This window comes from Mesorhizobium sp. M7A.F.Ca.US.014.04.1.1 (assembly GCF_003998745.1).
GTDB lineage: Bacteria > Pseudomonadota > Alphaproteobacteria > Rhizobiales > Rhizobiaceae > Mesorhizobium > Mesorhizobium ciceri.
Genome location: NZ_RZRW01000020.1, coordinates 1 through 18,137 on the forward strand (window position 1 = coordinate 1; position 18,137 = coordinate 18,137).

Annotated in this window: 21 protein-coding genes; 9 read left to right on the forward strand and 12 right to left on the reverse strand. The window is 61.3% G+C overall.

Features of this window, described 5'->3' with window-relative positions; translation table 11 throughout:
* The 3 genes from EOA22_RS02650 to EOA22_RS02665 all read left to right on the forward strand — a co-directional run.
* A partial coding sequence (locus tag EOA22_RS02650; RefSeq protein WP_348629477.1) for a hypothetical protein occupies nucleotides 1–357 on the forward strand: 357 nt, incomplete at its 5' end.
* A 55-nt stretch (nucleotides 358–412) separates the two neighbouring features.
* Entirely contained in the window at nucleotides 413–1,603 is a 1,191-nt protein-coding gene (locus tag EOA22_RS02655) for an NADH-quinone oxidoreductase subunit D (RefSeq protein WP_063168035.1), read from the forward strand.
* A 401-nt stretch (nucleotides 1,604–2,004) separates the two neighbouring features.
* Nucleotides 2,005–2,190: a hypothetical protein gene (locus EOA22_RS02665; protein ID WP_013531520.1), complete on the forward strand. Its 186-nt coding sequence runs from the start codon at nucleotides 2,005–2,007 to the stop codon at nucleotides 2,188–2,190.
* Between the two features lie 39 nt (nucleotides 2,191–2,229).
* On the opposite strand, the gene EOA22_RS02670 is transcribed toward EOA22_RS02665, so the two are convergent.
* Both EOA22_RS02670 and EOA22_RS02675 read right to left on the reverse strand, forming a co-directional pair.
* Nucleotides 2,230–2,979: a metallophosphoesterase gene (locus tag EOA22_RS02670; RefSeq protein ID WP_013531519.1), complete on the reverse strand. Its 750-nt coding sequence runs from the start codon at nucleotides 2,977–2,979 to the stop codon at nucleotides 2,230–2,232.
* The gene (locus EOA22_RS02675; RefSeq protein ID WP_024505211.1) at nucleotides 2,972–3,736 is read right to left on the reverse strand and encodes a nucleotidyltransferase family protein; all 765 of its coding nucleotides are present in this window, start codon (nucleotides 3,734–3,736) and stop codon (nucleotides 2,972–2,974) included. Before EOA22_RS02675 ends, EOA22_RS02670 begins: the two co-directional genes overlap by 8 nt.
* A gap of 420 nt (nucleotides 3,737–4,156) precedes the next feature.
* Between EOA22_RS02675 and EOA22_RS02680 the strand changes: the two genes are divergently transcribed.
* Complete coding sequence (locus EOA22_RS02680) at nucleotides 4,157–5,068, forward strand: agmatinase (RefSeq protein WP_063168037.1); 912 nt, start codon at nucleotides 4,157–4,159, stop codon at nucleotides 5,066–5,068.
* Between the two features lie 2 nt (nucleotides 5,069–5,070).
* On the opposite strand, the gene EOA22_RS02685 is transcribed toward EOA22_RS02680, so the two are convergent.
* From EOA22_RS02685 to EOA22_RS02730, 10 genes are all read right to left on the reverse strand, one after another.
* Complete coding sequence (locus EOA22_RS02685) at nucleotides 5,071–5,727, reverse strand: DUF1629 domain-containing protein (RefSeq protein WP_013531516.1); 657 nt, start codon at nucleotides 5,725–5,727, stop codon at nucleotides 5,071–5,073.
* 64 nt (nucleotides 5,728–5,791) lie between these two features.
* Complete coding sequence (locus EOA22_RS02690) at nucleotides 5,792–6,454, reverse strand: glutathione S-transferase family protein (RefSeq protein ID WP_063168038.1); 663 nt, start codon at nucleotides 6,452–6,454, stop codon at nucleotides 5,792–5,794.
* 50 nt (nucleotides 6,455–6,504) lie between these two features.
* Nucleotides 6,505–6,975 (reverse strand): hypothetical protein, encoded by a 471-nt coding sequence (locus EOA22_RS38575; protein ID WP_013531514.1) that lies wholly within the window; start codon nucleotides 6,973–6,975, stop codon nucleotides 6,505–6,507.
* Complete coding sequence (locus tag EOA22_RS02700) at nucleotides 6,965–7,870, reverse strand: aldose 1-epimerase family protein (RefSeq protein WP_013531513.1); 906 nt, start codon at nucleotides 7,868–7,870, stop codon at nucleotides 6,965–6,967. Before EOA22_RS02700 ends, EOA22_RS38575 begins: the two co-directional genes overlap by 11 nt.
* A gap of 175 nt (nucleotides 7,871–8,045) precedes the next feature.
* Nucleotides 8,046–8,762, reverse strand: a complete 717-nt coding sequence (locus tag EOA22_RS02705; protein ID WP_013531512.1) for a Bax inhibitor-1/YccA family protein — start codon at nucleotides 8,760–8,762, stop codon at nucleotides 8,046–8,048.
* Between the two features lie 23 nt (nucleotides 8,763–8,785).
* Nucleotides 8,786–9,559: an anti-sigma factor gene (locus EOA22_RS02710; protein WP_013531511.1), complete on the reverse strand. Its 774-nt coding sequence runs from the start codon at nucleotides 9,557–9,559 to the stop codon at nucleotides 8,786–8,788.
* Nucleotides 9,556–10,071: a sigma-70 family RNA polymerase sigma factor gene (locus tag EOA22_RS02715; protein WP_174299063.1), complete on the reverse strand. Its 516-nt coding sequence runs from the start codon at nucleotides 10,069–10,071 to the stop codon at nucleotides 9,556–9,558. Before EOA22_RS02715 ends, EOA22_RS02710 begins: the two co-directional genes overlap by 4 nt.
* A 157-nt stretch (nucleotides 10,072–10,228) precedes the next feature.
* The gene (locus tag EOA22_RS02720) at nucleotides 10,229–10,762 is read right to left on the reverse strand and encodes a response regulator transcription factor (protein ID WP_013531509.1); all 534 of its coding nucleotides are present in this window, start codon (nucleotides 10,760–10,762) and stop codon (nucleotides 10,229–10,231) included.
* The gene (locus EOA22_RS02725; RefSeq protein ID WP_013531508.1) at nucleotides 10,752–12,074 is read right to left on the reverse strand and encodes an ATP-binding protein; all 1,323 of its coding nucleotides are present in this window, start codon (nucleotides 12,072–12,074) and stop codon (nucleotides 10,752–10,754) included. The genes EOA22_RS02720 and EOA22_RS02725 overlap by 11 nt, the downstream gene beginning before the upstream one ends.
* Complete coding sequence (locus EOA22_RS02730) at nucleotides 12,071–13,384, reverse strand: MFS transporter (RefSeq protein ID WP_024505203.1); 1,314 nt, start codon at nucleotides 13,382–13,384, stop codon at nucleotides 12,071–12,073. Before EOA22_RS02730 ends, EOA22_RS02725 begins: the two co-directional genes overlap by 4 nt.
* Before the next feature lie 166 nt (nucleotides 13,385–13,550).
* Between EOA22_RS02730 and cyoA the strand changes: the two genes are divergently transcribed.
* The 5 genes from cyoA to EOA22_RS38580 all read left to right on the forward strand — a co-directional run.
* A complete protein-coding gene (cyoA, locus tag EOA22_RS02735; protein WP_013531506.1) occupies nucleotides 13,551–14,720 on the forward strand; it encodes a ubiquinol oxidase subunit II in 1,170 nt (389 codons plus the stop codon).
* 15 nt (nucleotides 14,721–14,735) lie between these two features.
* Complete coding sequence (gene cyoB, locus EOA22_RS02740) at nucleotides 14,736–16,748, forward strand: cytochrome o ubiquinol oxidase subunit I (RefSeq protein WP_127389828.1); 2,013 nt, start codon at nucleotides 14,736–14,738, stop codon at nucleotides 16,746–16,748.
* A gap of 5 nt (nucleotides 16,749–16,753) precedes the next feature.
* Nucleotides 16,754–17,380, forward strand: coding sequence for a cytochrome o ubiquinol oxidase subunit III (gene cyoC, locus EOA22_RS02745; protein ID WP_013531504.1), 627 nt, complete (start codon nucleotides 16,754–16,756; stop codon nucleotides 17,378–17,380).
* On the forward strand, nucleotides 17,377–17,757 hold the full coding sequence (gene cyoD, locus EOA22_RS02750; protein ID WP_013531503.1) for a cytochrome o ubiquinol oxidase subunit IV: 381 nt from the start codon (nucleotides 17,377–17,379) through the stop codon (nucleotides 17,755–17,757). Before cyoC ends, cyoD begins: the two co-directional genes overlap by 4 nt.
* A gap of 96 nt (nucleotides 17,758–17,853) precedes the next feature.
* The coding region (locus tag EOA22_RS38580) for an SURF1 family cytochrome oxidase biogenesis protein (RefSeq protein WP_281040748.1) at nucleotides 17,854–18,137 on the forward strand (284 nt) is incomplete at its 3' end.

Below are 18,137 nucleotides of genomic sequence, written 5' to 3' on the forward strand. Positions count from 1 at the left end.
GTCACCATTCAGCCCGTCTACGCCCAAACTATCGGACCGCAGCTTCCCCAGGTGACGCCACCGCAGGGCGAAGCGCAGCCGGAGCTGGCGCCGCCCGATCCAGGCTCTGCCGGTTTGAATTTCACCGGCGTCGCCATTGTCGCCGTCGAGGATTTGCCGGACGAAATCAAGGCGCAGGCCGATGCCGTGATTAACCAGACCAGCGCCGAAGATTTGCTTCGCCTGCAAAGCTCCGTCGATGCCTCACCTCAGGCGACGTCGGCTTTGAGAGCGAATGGGCTCAATTCCTCGCAGGTTGTCGCTGCAAACATAGATGGCGATGGCACGCTGACGCTGATCATTCAGACGACGACTTGAGGCATCGAACCATACGCATCACTGAATCGACGAAATGCAGTCGCGGAGAGCAGCAATGGTCGAAGCCGCCGTTCGCAACTTCACCATCAATTTCGGGCCACAGCATCCCTCCGCCCATGGTGTTCTTCGGTTGGTGCTCGAACTGGACGGCGAGATCGTCGAGCGTGCCGATCCGCATATTGGCTTGCTCCATCGAGGCACCGAAAAACTCATAGAGCACAAGAACTATTTGCAAGCGCTGCCCTATTTCGATCGGCTCGACTATGTCGCGCCGATGAACCAGGAGCATGCGTTCTGCCTCGCCGCCGAAAAACTGCTCGACATAACAGTTCCAAAGCGTGGGCAGCTTGTCCGTGTTCTTTTTTGCGAAATTGGCCGGCTTCTGTCGCATCTCCTCAATGTCACGACCCAGGCCATGGATATCGGCGCCCTGACGCCGCCGCTTTGGGGATTTGCGGAGCGCGAGAAGCTGATGGTCTTTTACGAGCGCGCCTCCGGCGCTCGCATGCATGCGAATTACTTCAGAATCGGCGGCGTGCACCAGGATTTGCCTGCGAAGCTTCTCGACGACATCTGGGCTTTCTGCGATCCGTTCCTCAAAGTCTGTGACAACCTCGACGATCTGCTCACCGGCAGCCGCATCTTCAAGCAGCGCAATGTCGATGTTGGTGTGATCGGGCTGGATGATGCCTGGCGCTGGGGATTTTCCGGCGTGATGGTACGCGGATCGGGCGCGGCATGGGATTTGCGCAAGGCACAGCCATACGAATGTTACCCTGACATGGATTTCGACATCCCCGTCGGCAAGAACGGAGACTGCTATGACCGTTATCTCGTCCGTATGGAGGAGATGCGCCAGTCGGTGCGGATCATGAAGCAATGCCTGGAAAAACTGCGGTCATCCGAAGGCCAGGGGCCGGTCGCGATTCCGAACCAGAAGATCACGCCGCCGCGGCGCGCCACGATGAAACGCTCTATGGAAGCGACCATCCAGCATTTCAAACTTTATACCGAGGGGCATCGCGTGCCGGCGGGAGAAGTCTACGCCGCGGTTGAAGCGCCAAAGGGAGAATTCGGCGTTTATCTGGTTTCTGACGGGGGCAACGTCCCTTACCGGTGCAAAATACGTGCGCCATCTTTCGCCCATCTGCAGGCGATGGATTTCCTGTCTCGAGGGCACATGATCGCCGACGTTGCCGCGATCATCGGGTCGCTCGACATCGTGTTTGGCGAGATAGATCGTTAGTCCTCGGCAGGTTGCGCGCTTGCCCCGCGATGCAGAAATTCCCTCTCATGCGTGGACGGGAGGCTCTTCATTCTCGTCGGGGTTGGGCAGCGGAGTCTCGTCCGGAAGCGTTTCCGGTTCGGGTTCCTCGATCGGCTCCGGCTTCCATGTTGGAGGCGGCACGGGCATATCGCGATTTGGGTCTGGCTGTCTTGGCTGTGGCATCTAACTATCTCCGTTCAGTCGGAACAACTCGTCCGCCGTGGCATGGTTCCTGGCAGAATACAGCCATCGAGATCGTTGCGCCCTCAAGGCAGGCGCACGTTGGTCCGCCCACGGATGCCGGCGCAAAAGTTGCAGATCGTTCGGAACCGGTCGGATTTTCGAGCCGTTGTCGTCGAAATCGACCAAGGAGAAGCGTGATGAAGGACAAGTCAGGAGATATCGACCATACATTGCCGCAGGTCGCCATCGACGATCAGCAGGTGCGACAGCTGGCCGCCACGACCGATTTGCCGTCAAGGCAGGCACGCGAACTGGTGCGCCGTCACGGCAACGATCCGCGGAAGCTGGAAGAGTTGGCGAGGTCGATCAACGCCACCAACTGAGTCCAGGCCAATGGGCATCGACGGCGCAAGCCGTTGGCATCAGATTTCCAGCAAGGCGTAGGGGCGGCCGCCAGGTTTGGCCACATGCATGGCGACGTTGTAGACCTTGGCTCCGCCAGGCGTTTGGCCTTCGTAAGAACCGCGATGTGCATGACCGTGCACGACAGCACTGACCTGGAATCGATCGATCGTTTCGGCCAGACGTGAAGAGCCCAGAAACGGAAATATTTCCAGCGGTTCTCCCGCGACGGTGTCGGCAATCGGCGCGTAGTGAAGGATCACCAGCGTGCGCTTGGCCCGCACCTGGCGCATCGCATTTTCAAGTCGCATTGCCTCGTTCACGCTTTCCGCGACCATCGTCTTGATCGCCGGTTCCCCGAATGAGCCGAGCATGCGTGACCCGAAGCCGCCTATGAATCCCTTCACGCCGACAAAACCGACCTCCTCGATTTCGACTGTCTGCCCGTCGAGGAGGTGAACATGCGCCTGCCGCAGGATCTTCGTGACGTCTTCCACCGCACCGGACTCGTAGTCATGATTGCCGAGGACTGCCACAACCGGGATCGAGCAGTTGCGCAGATCCTCGGCCAGCATCTCCGCTTCACGAGGCTTGCCGAGATTGGTCAGATCTCCCGTGAGAACGAGAATGTCCGCTTCGCTCGATATCTCGCCGAAGAGGTCTCGATACGAGTTTTGTGCATCTTCCCGCACATGGAGATCCCCGACCGCGGCAACTTTGAGCGCGCGTGCGCCGTCCTTGGGCGCGCTGCTCTTGACGGGATCAGCCATCACGGAATTCTCCCACACCACCGACGCCGGCGAAGCCCCATTCCTTGACGTCGATCTCGTAGTCGGTTTGCGAAAGCAGCCGCCCACGGCAGATCTTCATCCTTGGAGACGGCAATTGCCGTTGCTTGGCGAGGCGGTCGAGCAATTCATCGAGCAACCAGGCCGGGATATGATCCCGCTCGCTCGGATAGATCCATCTGAAATTGATAAGCTGCATCAACAGAACCTCCCAATGAACCTCCAGATAAGAAAGCAGCCGGTGCCAATCGATCTGATCGCCCGCCTTGAGAATCGTATGAGCGATATCGGCGCCGTCGTGTCGCCCTCTGTCCTGGATAAAGCATTTGGACCAGATGAGTTCGGTCGGGCCGATGATCCGCACCCTGCTGCCCAACAGCTCGGTTTGGCGGGCGTGTTCCAGCCACAGGTCGCCAACAGGCACCGTGCCGTTGGCCGAGCCGAAGATGACGTCGAAGAAATGCGTGCCCTTGAACACCTTGCCGAGCCACCGGTCGTCCTCGATTTCGACGGCATATCCAAGCTGCTTGAAATGGGCGAGGATCCGCGCGTAGTCGCCTGCCTTGCAGAAGATATCGAGGTCCTTGGTCTGGCGGGTGACACCCGTATAGGCGCTTACCGCGTAGGTCCCGGCGACCAGAAAGGGAATGTCGGTGGCGGCAAGCTCGCGGATTGCTTCGGTATAAAATACCTCCGCCTCGGCATTTTTGAGCGTCGGCGCCGCCTTTGCGTCAATCATGGGAAGCGAGACCAGAACGTTTTCAGGCAATGGGCCATTGGTCATGAAACGATGACTCCGAATCCGGCAACCGGCAGTCGCCCGCTGTGGTAACAACGTGAACCCCGCCTGGTTCCGCTACCGGGCGGCCAGCCAAAGGTTCATTCTCGTCACGTACTGGAAATTTCGGGATCGCGCCTGCCGATCCAAGCCCGGCCCAACGTCATCGCCGGCGCGCAAGTCTCTATGTCGCCTCGGAATCGGCCCATGCCGCCGCCAATGTCCCATTGGCCCAAATTTGAAACACCCCGTGGGTGCTCGATCTCGATCGTTTTAGAGTTTATTGGGCTTACCCAATCGGGTACAAAGCTGAAGCCGAGGCGCTTGATCTAACCGCACCCCGATCGGCGTGCGCCAAGCCATCATCAGGACCATCAAGGCATGACCCCCTCGCCTCCCTTTCTCGGCTTTCCCGACCGTCTTGCAGATAGCCGCGTGCCTCGTGCGGTGATCTTCGGGGCCGGTCACGGCAGCACCTATCCCGGCAAGGACAGCAGCGGCTATGCCTTGGCCGCCAACGCCATCCGTGCTGCCAGCCAGGACGATGCCGCGTTCGTCGAGCACTGGGATTTCGATCTTGGCGGCCCGCTGTTCGACGGCAAGCCGGACTCTTGCGTCGACGCCGGCGATATCTTGACCACCATGCATGACAATGCCGGCAACCGGGCCAGGATCGAGGCAAAAACGCGCGAGATCCTGACGTTGCCGGCTGTGCCGATCCTGATCGGCGGCGACTGTTCCATGACCATTCCCTTCCTCGCCGGCTTTGCAGAGCACGGGCCGGTCTGGGTCCTGCAGGTCGACGCCCATATAGACTGGCGCGACGAGGTTCATGGCGAACGCCACGGCTATTCGAGCCCGATGCGCAGGGCAAGCGAGATGCCGCATGTCGCCGGCATGGTGCAGGTCGGTCTGCGCAGCGTCGGCAGCGCGCGCATCGCCGAAATCGAAGCAGCCCGGCGCTATGGCAGCCGCTTCGTGACCGCCCGCGAGGTTCATGCCCAGGGCGTCGAAGCCGCGCTCCGGCATATTCCGGAAGCCGCGCGGGTCGTCGTCACCCTCGACTGCGACAGCCTTGATCCAAGCATCATGCCGGGCGTGGCGGCGCGTACACCCGGCGGCCTCACCTACACGCAGGTAATCGACCTGATCGCCGGCCTCGGCAAACGGGCCAGGATCGCAGGATTCGACCTTGTCGAGTTCTATCCTCCGGCCGATATTGACGGCCTGTCAGCGCTGACCGCCGCGCGCCTTCTTGTCAATGTGGTCGGCACCGTCGTCCGGCAGGTTTGATGTCAAAATCCCGCTCTTCGCCGCAGAGCGGCCCAAAGGCGCGTGAGCGAGCTTGCGGTTGAAATGCCCTTTTTGACACCTGGGTATTCGATCCTGCCTCGTCCGACCGGCTCGTCGCTCCAGACCAGGTTGAAAGCAATGCCCTTGAGCCCAAGCTCCCCGATCCGGCGTACGATCGTCTCCTGCAGATAAATATCGGATGTTCGCACCCCGTCGGCACGCTCGGGCAGCTTGAATATCTCGGTACCGCCGATTGCGTCCGCTCGAAGGACGAGGCTTTCGATCACCATGACGCCGCCATCGTCAAAGCGAACGATCTTTGAACGTTCCTCGTCCAGTGCATCGATCACGGTGGTGACATTGAAGAGCGATATTGGCTCGTCAGCAGGAAGCGGCAGGAATTCACCGTATGGTTGGAGGGTTGGCCGAAGCAACTTCGACGCCCTCGCTCGCAGGATGAGCACATGCTCGCCAAGCCATGGAAAATCTGAATATTGCCGGAGCGTACCGTCGTCGTGTTCGCGCAGGATCTCCATCCTGGGCGGATGCCATTGTGTCTGCTTCCGGCCGCAGAGCGTCGAAAACAGCTGGTAGTCGTCCGCCTGCCGAGGAAGGACCCATTCCTGTCCTTCGATCACGCTCAGGACATAGATATTCATCCGGTCCCCCGCACATCATCGCCTTGGTAGGCTCGGCCTGCTGCGCTGCTCTTCGCGCGCGTTCTCACCGCTGATCCGCGACGGCCATTTGCGGCACCGGCGGCAATTCGGGTGCATCCATCCCTTTGAAAGGGTCACGCCAGGCGTCGATGTCTTCAAGTCGACGGTACCAGCGGCTGACAGAGGGATAATCGTCGAGCGGCAGTCTGGCGGCGTCGTTGAACGGTAGGAAGGTCGCCATTCGAAAATCGGCATAGGAAACCGAATTGCCGACCAGCCACTGCCGCTCGGCAAGCACGGCGTCGAGTATTGCCGCAGCCGTATGGAATTGGTTCAGGCCCTCCTCCACCCGCTTCTGATCGATCGGGCCGATGCCGTACCGCTGTTTCGTCCCACGTTCGAAATGCACCGTGTCGCAAGCGAGTGCGAAGTGCTCCTTGCCCCAGCTGAGCCACCGGATCATCTCAGGTTCGTCATCGCCGGTGCGCCAGAAATCCGAATGCGCGTGGCGCGACAGCCTGCAGGCTATGGCGTCTGCCTCCCAGAGGCTCTTTCCCTCATCATCCACAAGGATGGGCAGTGAGAGGTTGGGATTTAACCGGCGAAATTTCTCCATTTGCCCGGCAGCGAATGGCGAGGCGAATTCGAAGTCCAGTTTCGTTTCGAGATAGCGTGCGATCGCGACCGCCAATCGAGGATTGGGATTGCGGCTGAAGTACAGCTTCATTGGGCACCGACGATCTGGGCGACCACGCAATAGTCGATCATGAGCAGCCTCTATGCAGCTTCGAAGTCAGCCCAAGCGCCCATGTATCCCAATGGATTGGGCTCGCCTTTCATCATCGTTTTTCGCCAAGCTTCCTGCTCGGCATTCATCAGAGCCAATTCCCAAACACAGGCAATAACAGGTCTCTTAACCGTGTCCATCGGTTCGGTTGCGGAATACAGCTTCCGATAGATGTGCTGACAAAGCACCGAACCCTGTATCCACCAGTGAGCTAAGATGGACACACCGAGCTCACCAGGATGAATGATCACAAAGCCCATGCCATTCTCGTCACCCTCGTCCGCCACACGCGGCAGAACCTCCTGTCGCACGAATGACTGCGCCAGAGTCGCCATGGGTTCGTCGATCTTTCTGTTGTCTGCGACGAGACCATAGACTTTGAGCTTGAGACCACCAATGTCCCATTGGCCCAAATTTGAAACACCACGTGGATGGTAGATCTCGATCGTTTCAGAATTCACTGAGCGCACTCCAATTGGCTATTGGCAGCAGACGTACCTGATAGCTCATCACGCGACTTGCACCCGGCGCGATCAGCATCAGGCCTGGTTTGTCGACAAAATCACCATCGAAATCCACCGGGCTTGCAAGGCCGTGCCAGGGTTCGATGCACAGGAACGGCGCGCCGCCCGGCTTTGACCAGACGCCCAACTCCCGAACCCCTTGCCAGGACATCTCGATCGCCGGGCCACGCTCGGCGGCATAACGCACGCTGGAGCTGGCGGGCTGGTCCATGATCACCGCGTCCTCGTCGAACAACCGCTCGGAGAGCGGGAGTATGTTGCCTTCGACAGGCGTCGGCTGCGGCGTTTTCAGCAGCAGTCCGTCCTTAAGGCGGCGGATCGGCGCCGGTTCATCGTGGGCAAAGATCAGCCGGTAATCCGTCTTGGCCAGATCCGGCTGCAAGGGCCAATTGAATGCCGGGTGCGCCCCGATCGATGCCGGCAGCGGCTCATCGCCGGTGTTGGTGATGTCGAAAGTCACATCAAGCTGCTGGCGGACCAGCGTGTAGGTCACTTCAAGCCGAAAGGCGAACGGATAGCGCGCCCGGGTGTCGGCGTCGTCGGCAAGCACCAGCGTGCAGGATCGCGGTCCCTTCCGCGCCCAGGCAAACGGCTTGTCGCGCGCGAACCCGTGCTGCGTCATTGGATAGGTCCGGCCGCGATGGCGCAGATGATCGCCCGCCAGCCGCCCTACGATCGGGAACAGCACCGGCGAGTGACGCCGCCATTCCGGCCCCGCCTGCCACAGGAATTCGAATCCGCGCACATCTTGCAGCGAAATCAGTTCGGCGCCCTGCGCAACGATGGTCGCCGAGATACCGTCGCCATGAAGCGTTTGGCTGTCCTGTGCCACATTTCCTCGCGGGTCGTTGTTGAAGGCCGGCGCGGTGGGCAGACTAGCAAAAGCGCTTCGGGACTCAAGGTGCAGCCTGGTTCTGCAGGAACGAATTGTGGCCGGAGGATCTCCCTCCGGCCACCTCTCCGCATCAAGAGCAATAACCCTCGCTCTTGCCCACAGCGGATAGTCGTTATTCGCGTTCGCCGGTGAAATTCAGCAGCAGCTGGAAGATGTTGATGAAGTTCAGATAGAGCGAGAAGGCGCCGAAGACGGCAAGTTTCTGGCGCGATTCCGCGTCGAAATTCTCGGCATACTGTTCCTTGATCGTCTGCGTGTCCCAGGCGGTCAGGCCGATGAACACGGCGATGCCGATCACCGAGATGGCGAACTGCAGCGCGGTCGAGCCGAGGAAGATGTTGACGATGCTGGCGATCACCACGCCGATCAGGCCCATGATCAGGAACGACGAGAACTGGGTCAGGTCGCGCTTTGTCGTGTAGCCGTACAGGCTGGTGGCGCCGAACATGGTGGCTGCGATGAAGAAGGTGCGCGCGATGCTGGTTCCGGTGAACACCAGAAACACGGAGGCGAGCGAGAGGCCCATGACCGCGCAGAAGGCCCAGAACATCGCCTGGGCATTCGCCGCGGACATGGTCTGCATCTTGAACGAGAACAGCATGACGAAGGCGAGCGGTGCCAGCATCACCACCCATTTCAGCGGGCTGGAGAAGATCGGCACGTAGAGCGCCGGCGTCGATGAGATCATGAAGGCGACGAGGCCGGTGACCACCAGGCCGACACCCATGTAGTTGTAGACGCGCAGCATATGCTGGCGCAGGCCCTCGTCGAAGACGGCTCCGGTTTGGGCGCCGGCGGCGACGCGATATCCCAGATTGGGGGTGTTCATTTGCGTTCTCCTTTGTGGATCGATCAGTAGAGCGTCTTGGCGAGCGTCTCTGCGGCGCGGTCGAGGTCGTGGACCTCGCTTCGTCCGACCACCGCATAAGCCACATCGCCGATCTGGAAATAGGCCGATGAGATGTCGCCCGAGGGCGCGATCGTCGGCTTGACGACGTCGAAGGTTCCAGGCCGGATCGCAAACAGCGACACCAGCCCCATGTCTTTCGTCTCGACCGCCATCTCGACGCTCGGACCAAAGCGGGACGGATAGATCTGCACGTCGCGGACCTTCCAATCCTTGGGCAGCGACGGCATGACGATGGCGGTCGCGGCGCGAATCTCGCCGGCGTTGTAGTTGGGCGCCTCGGGCTGCGACGGCATGCTCTCGCGCACCAGCGTGGTCCTGTGGGCCCGCACTGCGTCGTCGACATAGGCGGGCGGCTGCGGCGAGGCGACGACCTTGGTCACCGACATCGGCCCGATGATACCGTTCGCCAGCCACCCGGCGGCGACGAAGACAGCAACCACCGCGGCGCGCTGCAGCACACCGAAGATGCGGCCGCGGGCAAGCCCCCTCTCCAGCCGCCGCGCGGCATCGGCGGTCGCGGGCCGTGCCATACCTTTGGAGCCGGCAAGCGCCACGCGCAGTTCATCGCGGGTCCTGAGATCCGACATCACGCGCGCCGCCGCCTCCGGGCGAGCGGACAAGAATGCCTCCACCTCGATGCGGCGGGTGACGTCGATCTGGTCGTCGACATAGGCGTCGAGGTCGATATCCGTCACGGGATCGACAGTTGCGGTCATGAAGGGCCTCCAACGATCCTGAGGTGGTTTTTTGCCTTCGCCGGCTCCTCCATCTCGCGCAGCGCGGCGCGCGCCCTGCCGATGCGCGACATCAGCGTGCCGAGCGGCACGCCGCTGGCATCGGCGGCCTGCTGATAGGAGAGGCCTTCGATAGCGACGAGGTGCAGCGCTGAACGCTGTTCTTCCGGCAGGCTGAAAAAAGCCTGGCGCACCTGCGCCAGGCGCACCGAATGTTCCTGTGGTGCCGGCGTGCTGCCGTCGGCCAGGTATCCAGCCTGTTCGACGCGCGACGCCTCGGACTTGCGGGCCCGCATCCTGTCGATGAAGGTGTTGTGGACGATCGACAGCAGCCACGCGCGCAGGTTTCCGCCGGAGCGGAAGGTGCTGCGCCGCTCATAAGCGCGCACCAGCGCGTCATGGACAAGGTCCTCGGCGTCGGTGCTGTCGCGCGTCAGCGAGCGCGCATAGCGGCGCAGCGAACCGAGCTGTCCTATGATGTCAAAGCGTGGCATCGGCGGTTTCATGTCCTGTTTACGGAACATGTGGGGATTTTAATCCCTGCCCTGCCAATTTTTTCCTTTGGAGGACATCGTTCGAATGCAACGATTGATGCCGGCATCAATCTTATCATCGGCATCGCCACGATGTGCCATGCCCGGTGGATCGTGCCTACTTCACACGCCTCTTCTCCAGCTTCCGCGCCAGCGTCCGGCGGTGCATGCCCAGCCGTCGTGCCGTCTCGGAAATGTTGAAGTCGGCCTCCACCAGCGTCTCGTGGATGCGCTCCCATTCGAGGTTCTTTATCGAGGTTGGCCGCTCGGCGAGCGGCACCGAAGCATTGCCCTCGACCTGGCCGAAAGCCGCTTCTATGTCGTCTGTATTGGCGGGCTTGGCGAGATACTGGCAGGCGCCGAGCTTGATCGCCTCGACAGCGGTGGCGATGCTGGCAAAGCCGGTCAACACGACGATCCGCATTTCAGGATCGTGTTCGTGCAGCGCCCTGACGCACTCAAGGCCCGAGCCGCTGGCAAGCTTGAGATCGACGACGGCATATTGGAAGGCAACGGTGCCGATCAGCGCCTGCACGCCGTCGACGCTCCGGCAGCTATGCGTTTCGTAATCACGCCGTTCGAAAGACCGGCGCAGTGCGTTGGCAAAGGCGATGTCGTCCTCGACGATCAGCAGCGTGCGTTCAGTCGGCATTGTGCCCTCGCGGAGACAGAGCAGCCAGCGGCAGATGCAACGTAACCGAAGCTCCCCCCTCGGTTCTGTTTCTTACAGTGACGCTACCCCCCAGCTTGCGGATGACATTGACGACCAGAAACAGGCCGAGCCCGCTACCTGGCCGGTTCTTGGTCGACGTGTAGGGCTTGCCGAATTCAGCAAGCATGGCTTCTTCAAATCCCGGTCCCGCGTCGACAACTTCGATGATGAGATCGTCCGCGTGGCGGCTGACGATCAAACCGACCCATAGAGGCGACGCTTCAAGTGCGTTGTCCAGTACATTGAACATCACCTGTTTGAGCGCGGGATCGGAGACGATCTCCTGGTTGGCGCCGAAACGCCTGGTGTATTCGAAACCTTGCGGCAGCCGTGTCGACTTCCATTCGGCCACCAGCTCCGCCAGAAAGGCATCGACGGAGGTGCGAACCGTGCCTTCGCCGCGCAATTCGCCCGACGACATCAGGATTCCCGAAACGATCTTCTTGCAACGGTCCAACTGGCCCTGCATCTCCCGGATTTCCTGCGCCAGATCCGGATCGGCCTCGAGAACCGGCATGCGCTGCCAGTCGTTGAGGATGACGGAAAGCGTAGCCAGCGGCGTGCCGAGCTCATGCGCGGCGCCAGAGGCGAGCAGGCCCATCCTGACGATGTGAGCCTCCTCCGCCGATTGCTGGCGCAAATCCGCAAGATGAGCGTCGCGGGTGCGAATGTTGTTCTGGACCCTGGTGATGAACAGCACCAGAAGCGTTGCCGCCAGGACGAAACAGATGAACATGCCCTGAATGTGCAGGCTGAACAGCCCGGCACCGTGTGCGGCGGGCAGGCTGATCTCACGGTAGAAGGTGGTCAGCGCGATGAAGCACGTGCTTGCAATGAGGACAAGCGCCCAGACCGACCATGTCTCCAGCAGTACCGCGCCCAGGATGACCTGGAGCAGGTAAAGCGAAATGAAGGGATTGGACGCGCCGCCGCTCAGGTAAAGCTGGACCGTCAACGCGGTGACGTCGAGCAGCAGTCCAAGAAACAGCTCGGTGTTGGTGATCGCGTCCTGGCTGCTGTGCCGGCGCAGGCTGGCGACGTTGAGAGCGATCAGCAGCAGGATCACCACTGCCATCGGCACCAGCGGCAGCCCGATGCCAAGCGCGTAGCGGACGAACAGGATCGTCACGATCTGACCGCCGACCGCGATCCAGCGCAGTTGGATCAGAAGCAGAAAATTCTGCTTGTTGGTCTTGTCGTGCAGCGTCATTGGGCCGGGAGGTCCCCAGCCCTGGCCAAGCAGGTCACTCAAGCGGGAGTCCGATCCAGGCGCTGGTTGAGCCGCAGCGCCAGCAGCGTGCATAGCGCTCCCGACAGCAGATAGGCGCCTGACGAGATCAGCCCGAAATGGGCGGACAGGAACAGGGCGACAATGGGGGCGAAGCCGGCGCCGAACAGCCAGGCGAGATCCGAGGTCAGCGCAGCACCTGTATAGCGGTAGTTCTTTGAAAAATTCGAGGCGAGTGCTCCCGAAGACTGGCCGAACGACAGGCCGAGCAGGACGAAGCCCAACACCATGAAGACGGACTCTCCGACGAAGCCGCCATCGAGCAGCTGTGGCGCGAAACCGCTGAACACGGCAATGGCCACCGCCGAGCCTCCAAGCAAGGGCCAGCGCCCGACCCGGTCGGCAACGACGCCCGAGATCGCGATTGCCGCCAGGCCGAAGAAGGCTCCGATCGTCTCGATGACCAGGAACCGTGCCGGTCCCTCGCGCGTGAACAGGAAGATCCAGGACAGAGGAAACACCGTCACCATGTGGAACAGGGCGAAGCTCGCCAGCGGCGCGAAAGCGCCGAGCACGACAGTGCGCCCTTCGGCGCGCAACGTCTCGCGGACGGAAGTCGGCTCCAGTTCCTGGCCTTCGAACAGTTTGGTGTATTCCGGCGTCACCACGATGCGCAGCCGCGCGAACAGGGCGACGACGTTGATGGCGAAGGCGACGAAGAACGGGTAGCGCCAACCCCAGCTGAAGAAGTCTTCAGCCGACAGGTTGCCGACGAAATATGCAAACAGGGCACTGGCGACGATGAGCCCGAGTGGCGCGCCCAGCTGCGGGATCATCGCATACCAGCCGCGACGCTTTTCGGGGGCATTCAACGCCAGCAGCGAGGCAAGTCCGTCCCATGTCCCGCCCAGCGCCAGTCCCTGACCGATCCGGAACATGGCCAGCAGCCAGGCCGAAGCCGGGCCGATCTGGTCGTAACCGGGCACGAAGGCGATCGACACGGTCGAGGTCCCCAGCAGGAACAGCGCGATGGTGAGCTTGGCGCTGCGTCCGTAGGCGCGGTCGAGCGCGGTGAAGATCGCCGTCCCGATCGGCCGCGCGATGAAGGCAAGCGCGAAGATGGCGAAGGAGTAGAGCGTGCCGGTCAACGGGTCGGCATATGGAAATACGAGCTTGGGGAAAACGATGACGGAAGCGATCGCGTAGACGAAGAAGTCGAAGAATTCCGACGTCCTGCCGATGATGACGCCAACGGCGATTTCGCCGGGCTTCACCTCATGATGCCGCGCATTGATCCGTCTTGCGTCGGCTTCGATCTTCGAAGTTGGGCTCACAGCATTCTCCGTCGCCCCGCCGCGGTCTCATACGATCGCTTGCCATGTGCGCGGGCCAGATGCTTTGATGACGCCTGCCGCGTCATTGCGGCATTGGACAAATTGTCCAATGCCTTCATCGCCGCGGTACGGTTAGCACTGGGGGGAACAACCGACAGGTCATACATTGAGCCGTCTTCGTACCCTTTTCCTGCTGCCCCTGCTGGCATCGCTCGGCTCCTGCAGCATGGTCGTCCTGAACCCTGCCGGCGACGTCGCCGAGCAGCAGCGCGACCTGCTGATGGTGTCCACGGCACTGATGCTGATCGTCATCATACCGGTGATGGCTCTCACCATATTCTTTGCCTGGCGATACCGCCAGTCCAACCGCGAGGCGCGCTACGAGCCGGATTGGGACCACTCGACCCATCTCGAACTCGTCATTTGGGCTGTGCCGCTTCTGATCATCATCTGCCTGGGCGCGGTGACCTGGATGGGCACCCATCTGCTCGACCCCTATCGTCCGATCGGACGTGTAGCGGCCGGCAAGCCGCTGCCGCCGGACGTGCGCCCGCTTGAGGTCGAAGTCGTCGCGCTCGACTGGAAATGGCTGTTCATCTATCCGGAATACGGCGTCGCCGTGGTCAACGAACTGGCTGCGCCGGTCGACCGGCCGATCAGCTTTCGCATTACCTCCGCATCGGTGATGAACTCCTTCTACATTCCAGCACTGGCCGGCCAGATCTATGCGATGCCGGGTATGGAAACCAGGCTGCACGCTGTCATCAACAAGTCCGGCGACTATGAAGGGTTCTCTGCCAATTACAGCGGCGCCGGCTTCTCGGGAATGCGCTTCGCGTTCCACGGCCTCGAGGATGCCGGTTTCCAGGCATGGATCGCGAAGGCAAAGGACAGCGGCGGCAAGCTCGACCGAAACGGCTATCTTGAGCTCGAACAGCCCAGTGAGAACCAACCCGTGCGCCACTATGCGGCGGTGGATAGCGATCTCTACAAGGCGATCCTCAACATGTGCGTCGAGCCCGGCAAGATGTGCATGAGCGAGATGTCGCAGATCGATGCCAAGGGCGGTCTGGGAATGGCCGGCATCCGCAACACCCTTCCGCTGCTGTATGACAAGTTCGCCCGGCGCGGCACGATATTCGGCCCCGCCCCATCCTATGTCGCCAGCATATGCACGACCGAAGAAGCACTGGCCGCTTCGAAGGCTGATCAATCCGCCACGCCGATGACCTCGACGCCGATAGTCGGCGCTGGTCTGCAACGGCCACTGCCCCTGTCGATCCGACTGCCGTCACCTTCCGCAACCGGCACGCTTCGGTCGCCCTTCAACTCCTGAGGCGCCACGCAAGACATGTTCGACAATCCTGCTCTTCTCAAGGCGATCTTCGGCCGGCTTACGTTCGAGTCGCTGCCGCTGCACGAGCCCATCGTGGTCGCGCCCTTCATTGTCGTCGCGCTGGGCGGCATCGCCCTCGTCGGCGCGCTGACCTATTTCAAGCTCTGGGGCTATCTGTGGCGCGAATGGTTCACCAGCGTCGACCACAAGCGCATCGGTGTGATGTACATGGTGCTCGGCATCGTCATGCTGCTGCGCGGCTTCAGCGACGCCATCATGATGCGACTCCAGCAGGCGATGGCCTTCGGCGGTTCGGAAGGCTATCTCAATTCGCATCATTATGACCAGATCTTCACCGCGCACGGCGTCATCATGATCTTCTTCGTGGCGATGCCGCTGGTGACGGGCCTGATGAATTTCGTCGTCCCGCTGCAGATCGGCGCGCGCGACGTGTCGTTTCCGTTCCTCAACAATTTCAGCTTCTGGATGACGGTCGGCGGCGCGGTCATCGTCATGATGTCGCTGTTCGTCGTCGAATTCGCGCGCACCGGCTGGCTCGCCTACCCGCCGCTGTCGGGTATCGGCTACAGTCCCGATGTCGGTGTCGATTATTATATCTGGGCGCTGCAAGTGGCGGGCGTCGGCACGCTGCTGTCGGGCGTGAACCTGGTCTGCACCATCGTCAAGATGCGCGCGCCTGGCATGACCATGATGAGAATGCCGATCTTCACCTGGACCGCGCTCTGCACAAATGTGCTCATCGTCGCCGCCTTCCCGGTGCTGACGGCGGTGCTGGCCCTGCTGGCTCTCGACCGCTATGTCGGCACCAACTTCTTCACGAACGACTTCGGCGGCAATCCGATGATGTACGTGAACCTGATCTGGATCTGGGGCCACCCCGAGGTCTACATCCTGATCCTGCCGGCCTTCGGCATATTTTCCGAAGTGACCTCGGCCTTCTGCGGCAAGCGGCTCTTTGGCTACACCTCGATGGTCTACGCAACCATCGTCATCACCATCCTGTCCTATCTCGTCTGGCTGCATCACTTTTTCACCATGGGGTCGGGAGCGAGCGTCAACTCGTTCTTCGGCATCACCACGATGATCATTTCGATCCCGACAGGCGCCAAGATATTCAACTGGCTGTTCACCATGTACCGCGGCCGCATCCGCTTCGAACTGCCGATGATGTGGACAGTCGCCTTCATGCTGACCTTCACCGTCGGCGGCATGACCGGCGTGCTGCTCGCCGTTCCGCCGGCCGACTTCGTGCTCCACAACAGCCTGTTCCTGGTCGCGCATTTCCACAACGTCATCATCGGCGGCGTGCTGTTCGGCCTGTTTGCCGGTATCAGCTACTGGTTCCCCAAGGCATTCGGCTTCCGGCTCGATCCGTTCTGGGGAAAGATGTCCTTCTGGTTCTGGGTGGTCGGCTTCTGGTTCGCCTTCATGCCGCTGTACATCCTCGGCCTGATGGGCGTAACGCGCCGGCTACGCACCTTCGAGGATCCCTCGCTGCAGATCTGGTTCATCATCGCCGCTTTTGGCGCCTTCCTGATCCTCCTTGGTATCCTGTCCTTCCTCATCCAGATCTTCGTCAGCGTGCGCCGGCGCGAGCAGCTTCGCGACGACACCGGTGATCCGTGGGACGGGCGTACACTCGAATGGGCAACCTCGTCGCCGCCCCCGGCCTACAATTTCGCCTTTACGCCGGTCGTCCACGATCTCGACACCTGGGCGGACATGAAGAATCGCGGTTACCAGCGTCCGTTGACGGGCTTCCACGACATCCACATGCCGCGCAACACCGGAGCCGGCGTCATTCTGGCTGGGTTGAGCGTGGTGCTTGCCGTGGCGCTCATCTGGTACATCTGGTGGCTGGCGATCGTGAGCTTCGTTGCTCTGATCGGCTACGCCATCGCGCATACCTTCAATTACGACCGGGACTTCCACATTCCGTCCAGCGACGTCACCCGCGTCGAGGACGAGCGGACACGCCTGCTCGCAGCCACCAGCCAGGCGGGATGAGCACCATGGCACACGCCGACACGGTGATCGACGACACGATCTTCCACCTGGAAGACGACCACGGCCATGCCGAGAGCGGCAGCAGCACCATGCTCGGCTTCTGGATCTACCTGATGAGCGACTGCCTCATCTTTGCGATGCTGTTTGCAGTCTACGGCGTGCTCGGTGGCAACTACGCCGCCGGGCCCGCGCCGAAGGACCTGTTCGATCTTCCGCTGGTCGCGCTCAACACCACCATGCTGCTCCTGTCCTCCATCACCTACGGCTTCGCGATGCTGGAGATGGCGAAAGGGCGAGTGAGGCCGATGCAGGTGTGGCTGGTGATCACCGGCCTGTTCGGCCTCGCCTTTCTCGGCATCGAACTCTACGAATTCGCCCATTTCATCCACGAGGGGGCGACGCCGCAGCGCAGCGGCTTTCTTTCGTCGTTCTTCACGCTGGTCGGAACGCATGGCCTGCACGTCACCTTCGGCCTGGTCTGGCTGGTGGTGCTGATGGTGCAGGTCTCCAGGCATGGGCTGATCGCCGCGAACCAGCGGCGCCTGATGTGCCTGAGCATGTTCTGGCACTTCCTCGACGTCATCTGGATCGGCGTCTTCACCTTCGTTTATCTGATGGGAATGTTGCGATGAGCGCCGGGCACCAAACAGACACCAGCAACCACAGCCACGCGCATCACGGCGTCAATCACGGCTCGCTGGCCGGCTATCTGACAGGCTTCGGCCTGTCCGTCGTGCTGACCGCCGTTCCCTTCTGGCTGGTCATGACCAACGCGCTCGGCAATCAGATGGCGTCGGCGATTGCCATCATGGCCTTCGCCGTCGTGCAAATCATCGTCCACATGGTGTTCTTCCTGCATATGAACACCAGGTCGGAGAGCGGCTGGACCATGATGGCGCTGATCTTCACCCTCATCCTGGTGATGATCGCGCTGACGGGCTCGCTCTGGGTCATGTACCATCTGAACGTCAACATGATGCCCGGCCATGACATGAGTCAGATACCCTGAGAGAGGGACCTGGCTTTGGACGAACAGGCGCGGACGACACCGCATCCGAATACAGGCGACGGCCAAAGGGTTACGCGTTCGAGATGGACGCTATTGATGCTTTGCCTTTGCGGAGCCATCGGCATCGCAGGGTTCTCGGCGCTCGGTATCTGGCAGCTGGAGCGCCGCGTCTGGAAGCTCGACCTGATCGAGCGTGTCGACCAGCGTCTCAAGGCAGTACCCGTGGCCGCCCCGGCGCCTTCGGCCTGGCCAGCGATCAACGCCAGGGATGACGAGTATCGCCGCCTCGTCGTCACGGGCCGGTTTCTCGGTGATCGCGAGACCCTGGTCCAGGCGGTCACCGATCTCGGCGGTGGCTTCTGGGTAATGGCGCCCTTCCG

What these genes read in the sequence shown, in the direction of transcription:
- EOA22_RS02655 (WP_063168035.1), top strand. Translation starts at nt 413, where the DNA reads ATGGTCGAAGCCGCCGTTCGCAACTTCACCATCAATTTCGGGCCACAG.
- EOA22_RS02665 (WP_013531520.1), top strand. Translation starts at nt 2,005, where the DNA reads ATGAAGGACAAGTCAGGAGATATCGACCATACATTGCCGCAGGTCGCC.
- EOA22_RS02670 (WP_013531519.1), bottom strand. Translation starts at nt 2,979, where the DNA reads ATGGCTGATCCCGTCAAGAGCAGCGCGCCCAAGGACGGCGCACGCGCG.
- EOA22_RS02675 (WP_024505211.1), bottom strand. Translation starts at nt 3,736, where the DNA reads ATGATTGACGCAAAGGCGGCGCCGACGCTCAAAAATGCCGAGGCGGAG.
- EOA22_RS02680 (WP_063168037.1), top strand. Translation starts at nt 4,157, where the DNA reads ATGACCCCCTCGCCTCCCTTTCTCGGCTTTCCCGACCGTCTTGCAGAT.
- EOA22_RS02685 (WP_013531516.1), bottom strand. Translation starts at nt 5,727, where the DNA reads ATGAATATCTATGTCCTGAGCGTGATCGAAGGACAGGAATGGGTCCTT.
- EOA22_RS02690 (WP_063168038.1), bottom strand. Translation starts at nt 6,454, where the DNA reads ATGAAGCTGTACTTCAGCCGCAATCCCAATCCTCGATTGGCGGTCGCG.
- EOA22_RS02705 (WP_013531512.1), bottom strand. Translation starts at nt 8,762, where the DNA reads ATGAACACCCCCAATCTGGGATATCGCGTCGCCGCCGGCGCCCAAACC.
- EOA22_RS02710 (WP_013531511.1), bottom strand. Translation starts at nt 9,559, where the DNA reads ATGACCGCAACTGTCGATCCCGTGACGGATATCGACCTCGACGCCTAT.
- EOA22_RS02715 (WP_174299063.1), bottom strand. Translation starts at nt 10,071, where the DNA reads ATGCCACGCTTTGACATCATAGGACAGCTCGGTTCGCTGCGCCGCTAT.
- EOA22_RS02720 (WP_013531509.1), bottom strand. Translation starts at nt 10,762, where the DNA reads ATGCCGACTGAACGCACGCTGCTGATCGTCGAGGACGACATCGCCTTT.
- cyoB (WP_127389828.1), top strand. Translation starts at nt 14,736, where the DNA reads ATGTTCGACAATCCTGCTCTTCTCAAGGCGATCTTCGGCCGGCTTACG.
- cyoC (WP_013531504.1), top strand. Translation starts at nt 16,754, where the DNA reads ATGGCACACGCCGACACGGTGATCGACGACACGATCTTCCACCTGGAA.
- cyoD (WP_013531503.1), top strand. Translation starts at nt 17,377, where the DNA reads ATGAGCGCCGGGCACCAAACAGACACCAGCAACCACAGCCACGCGCAT.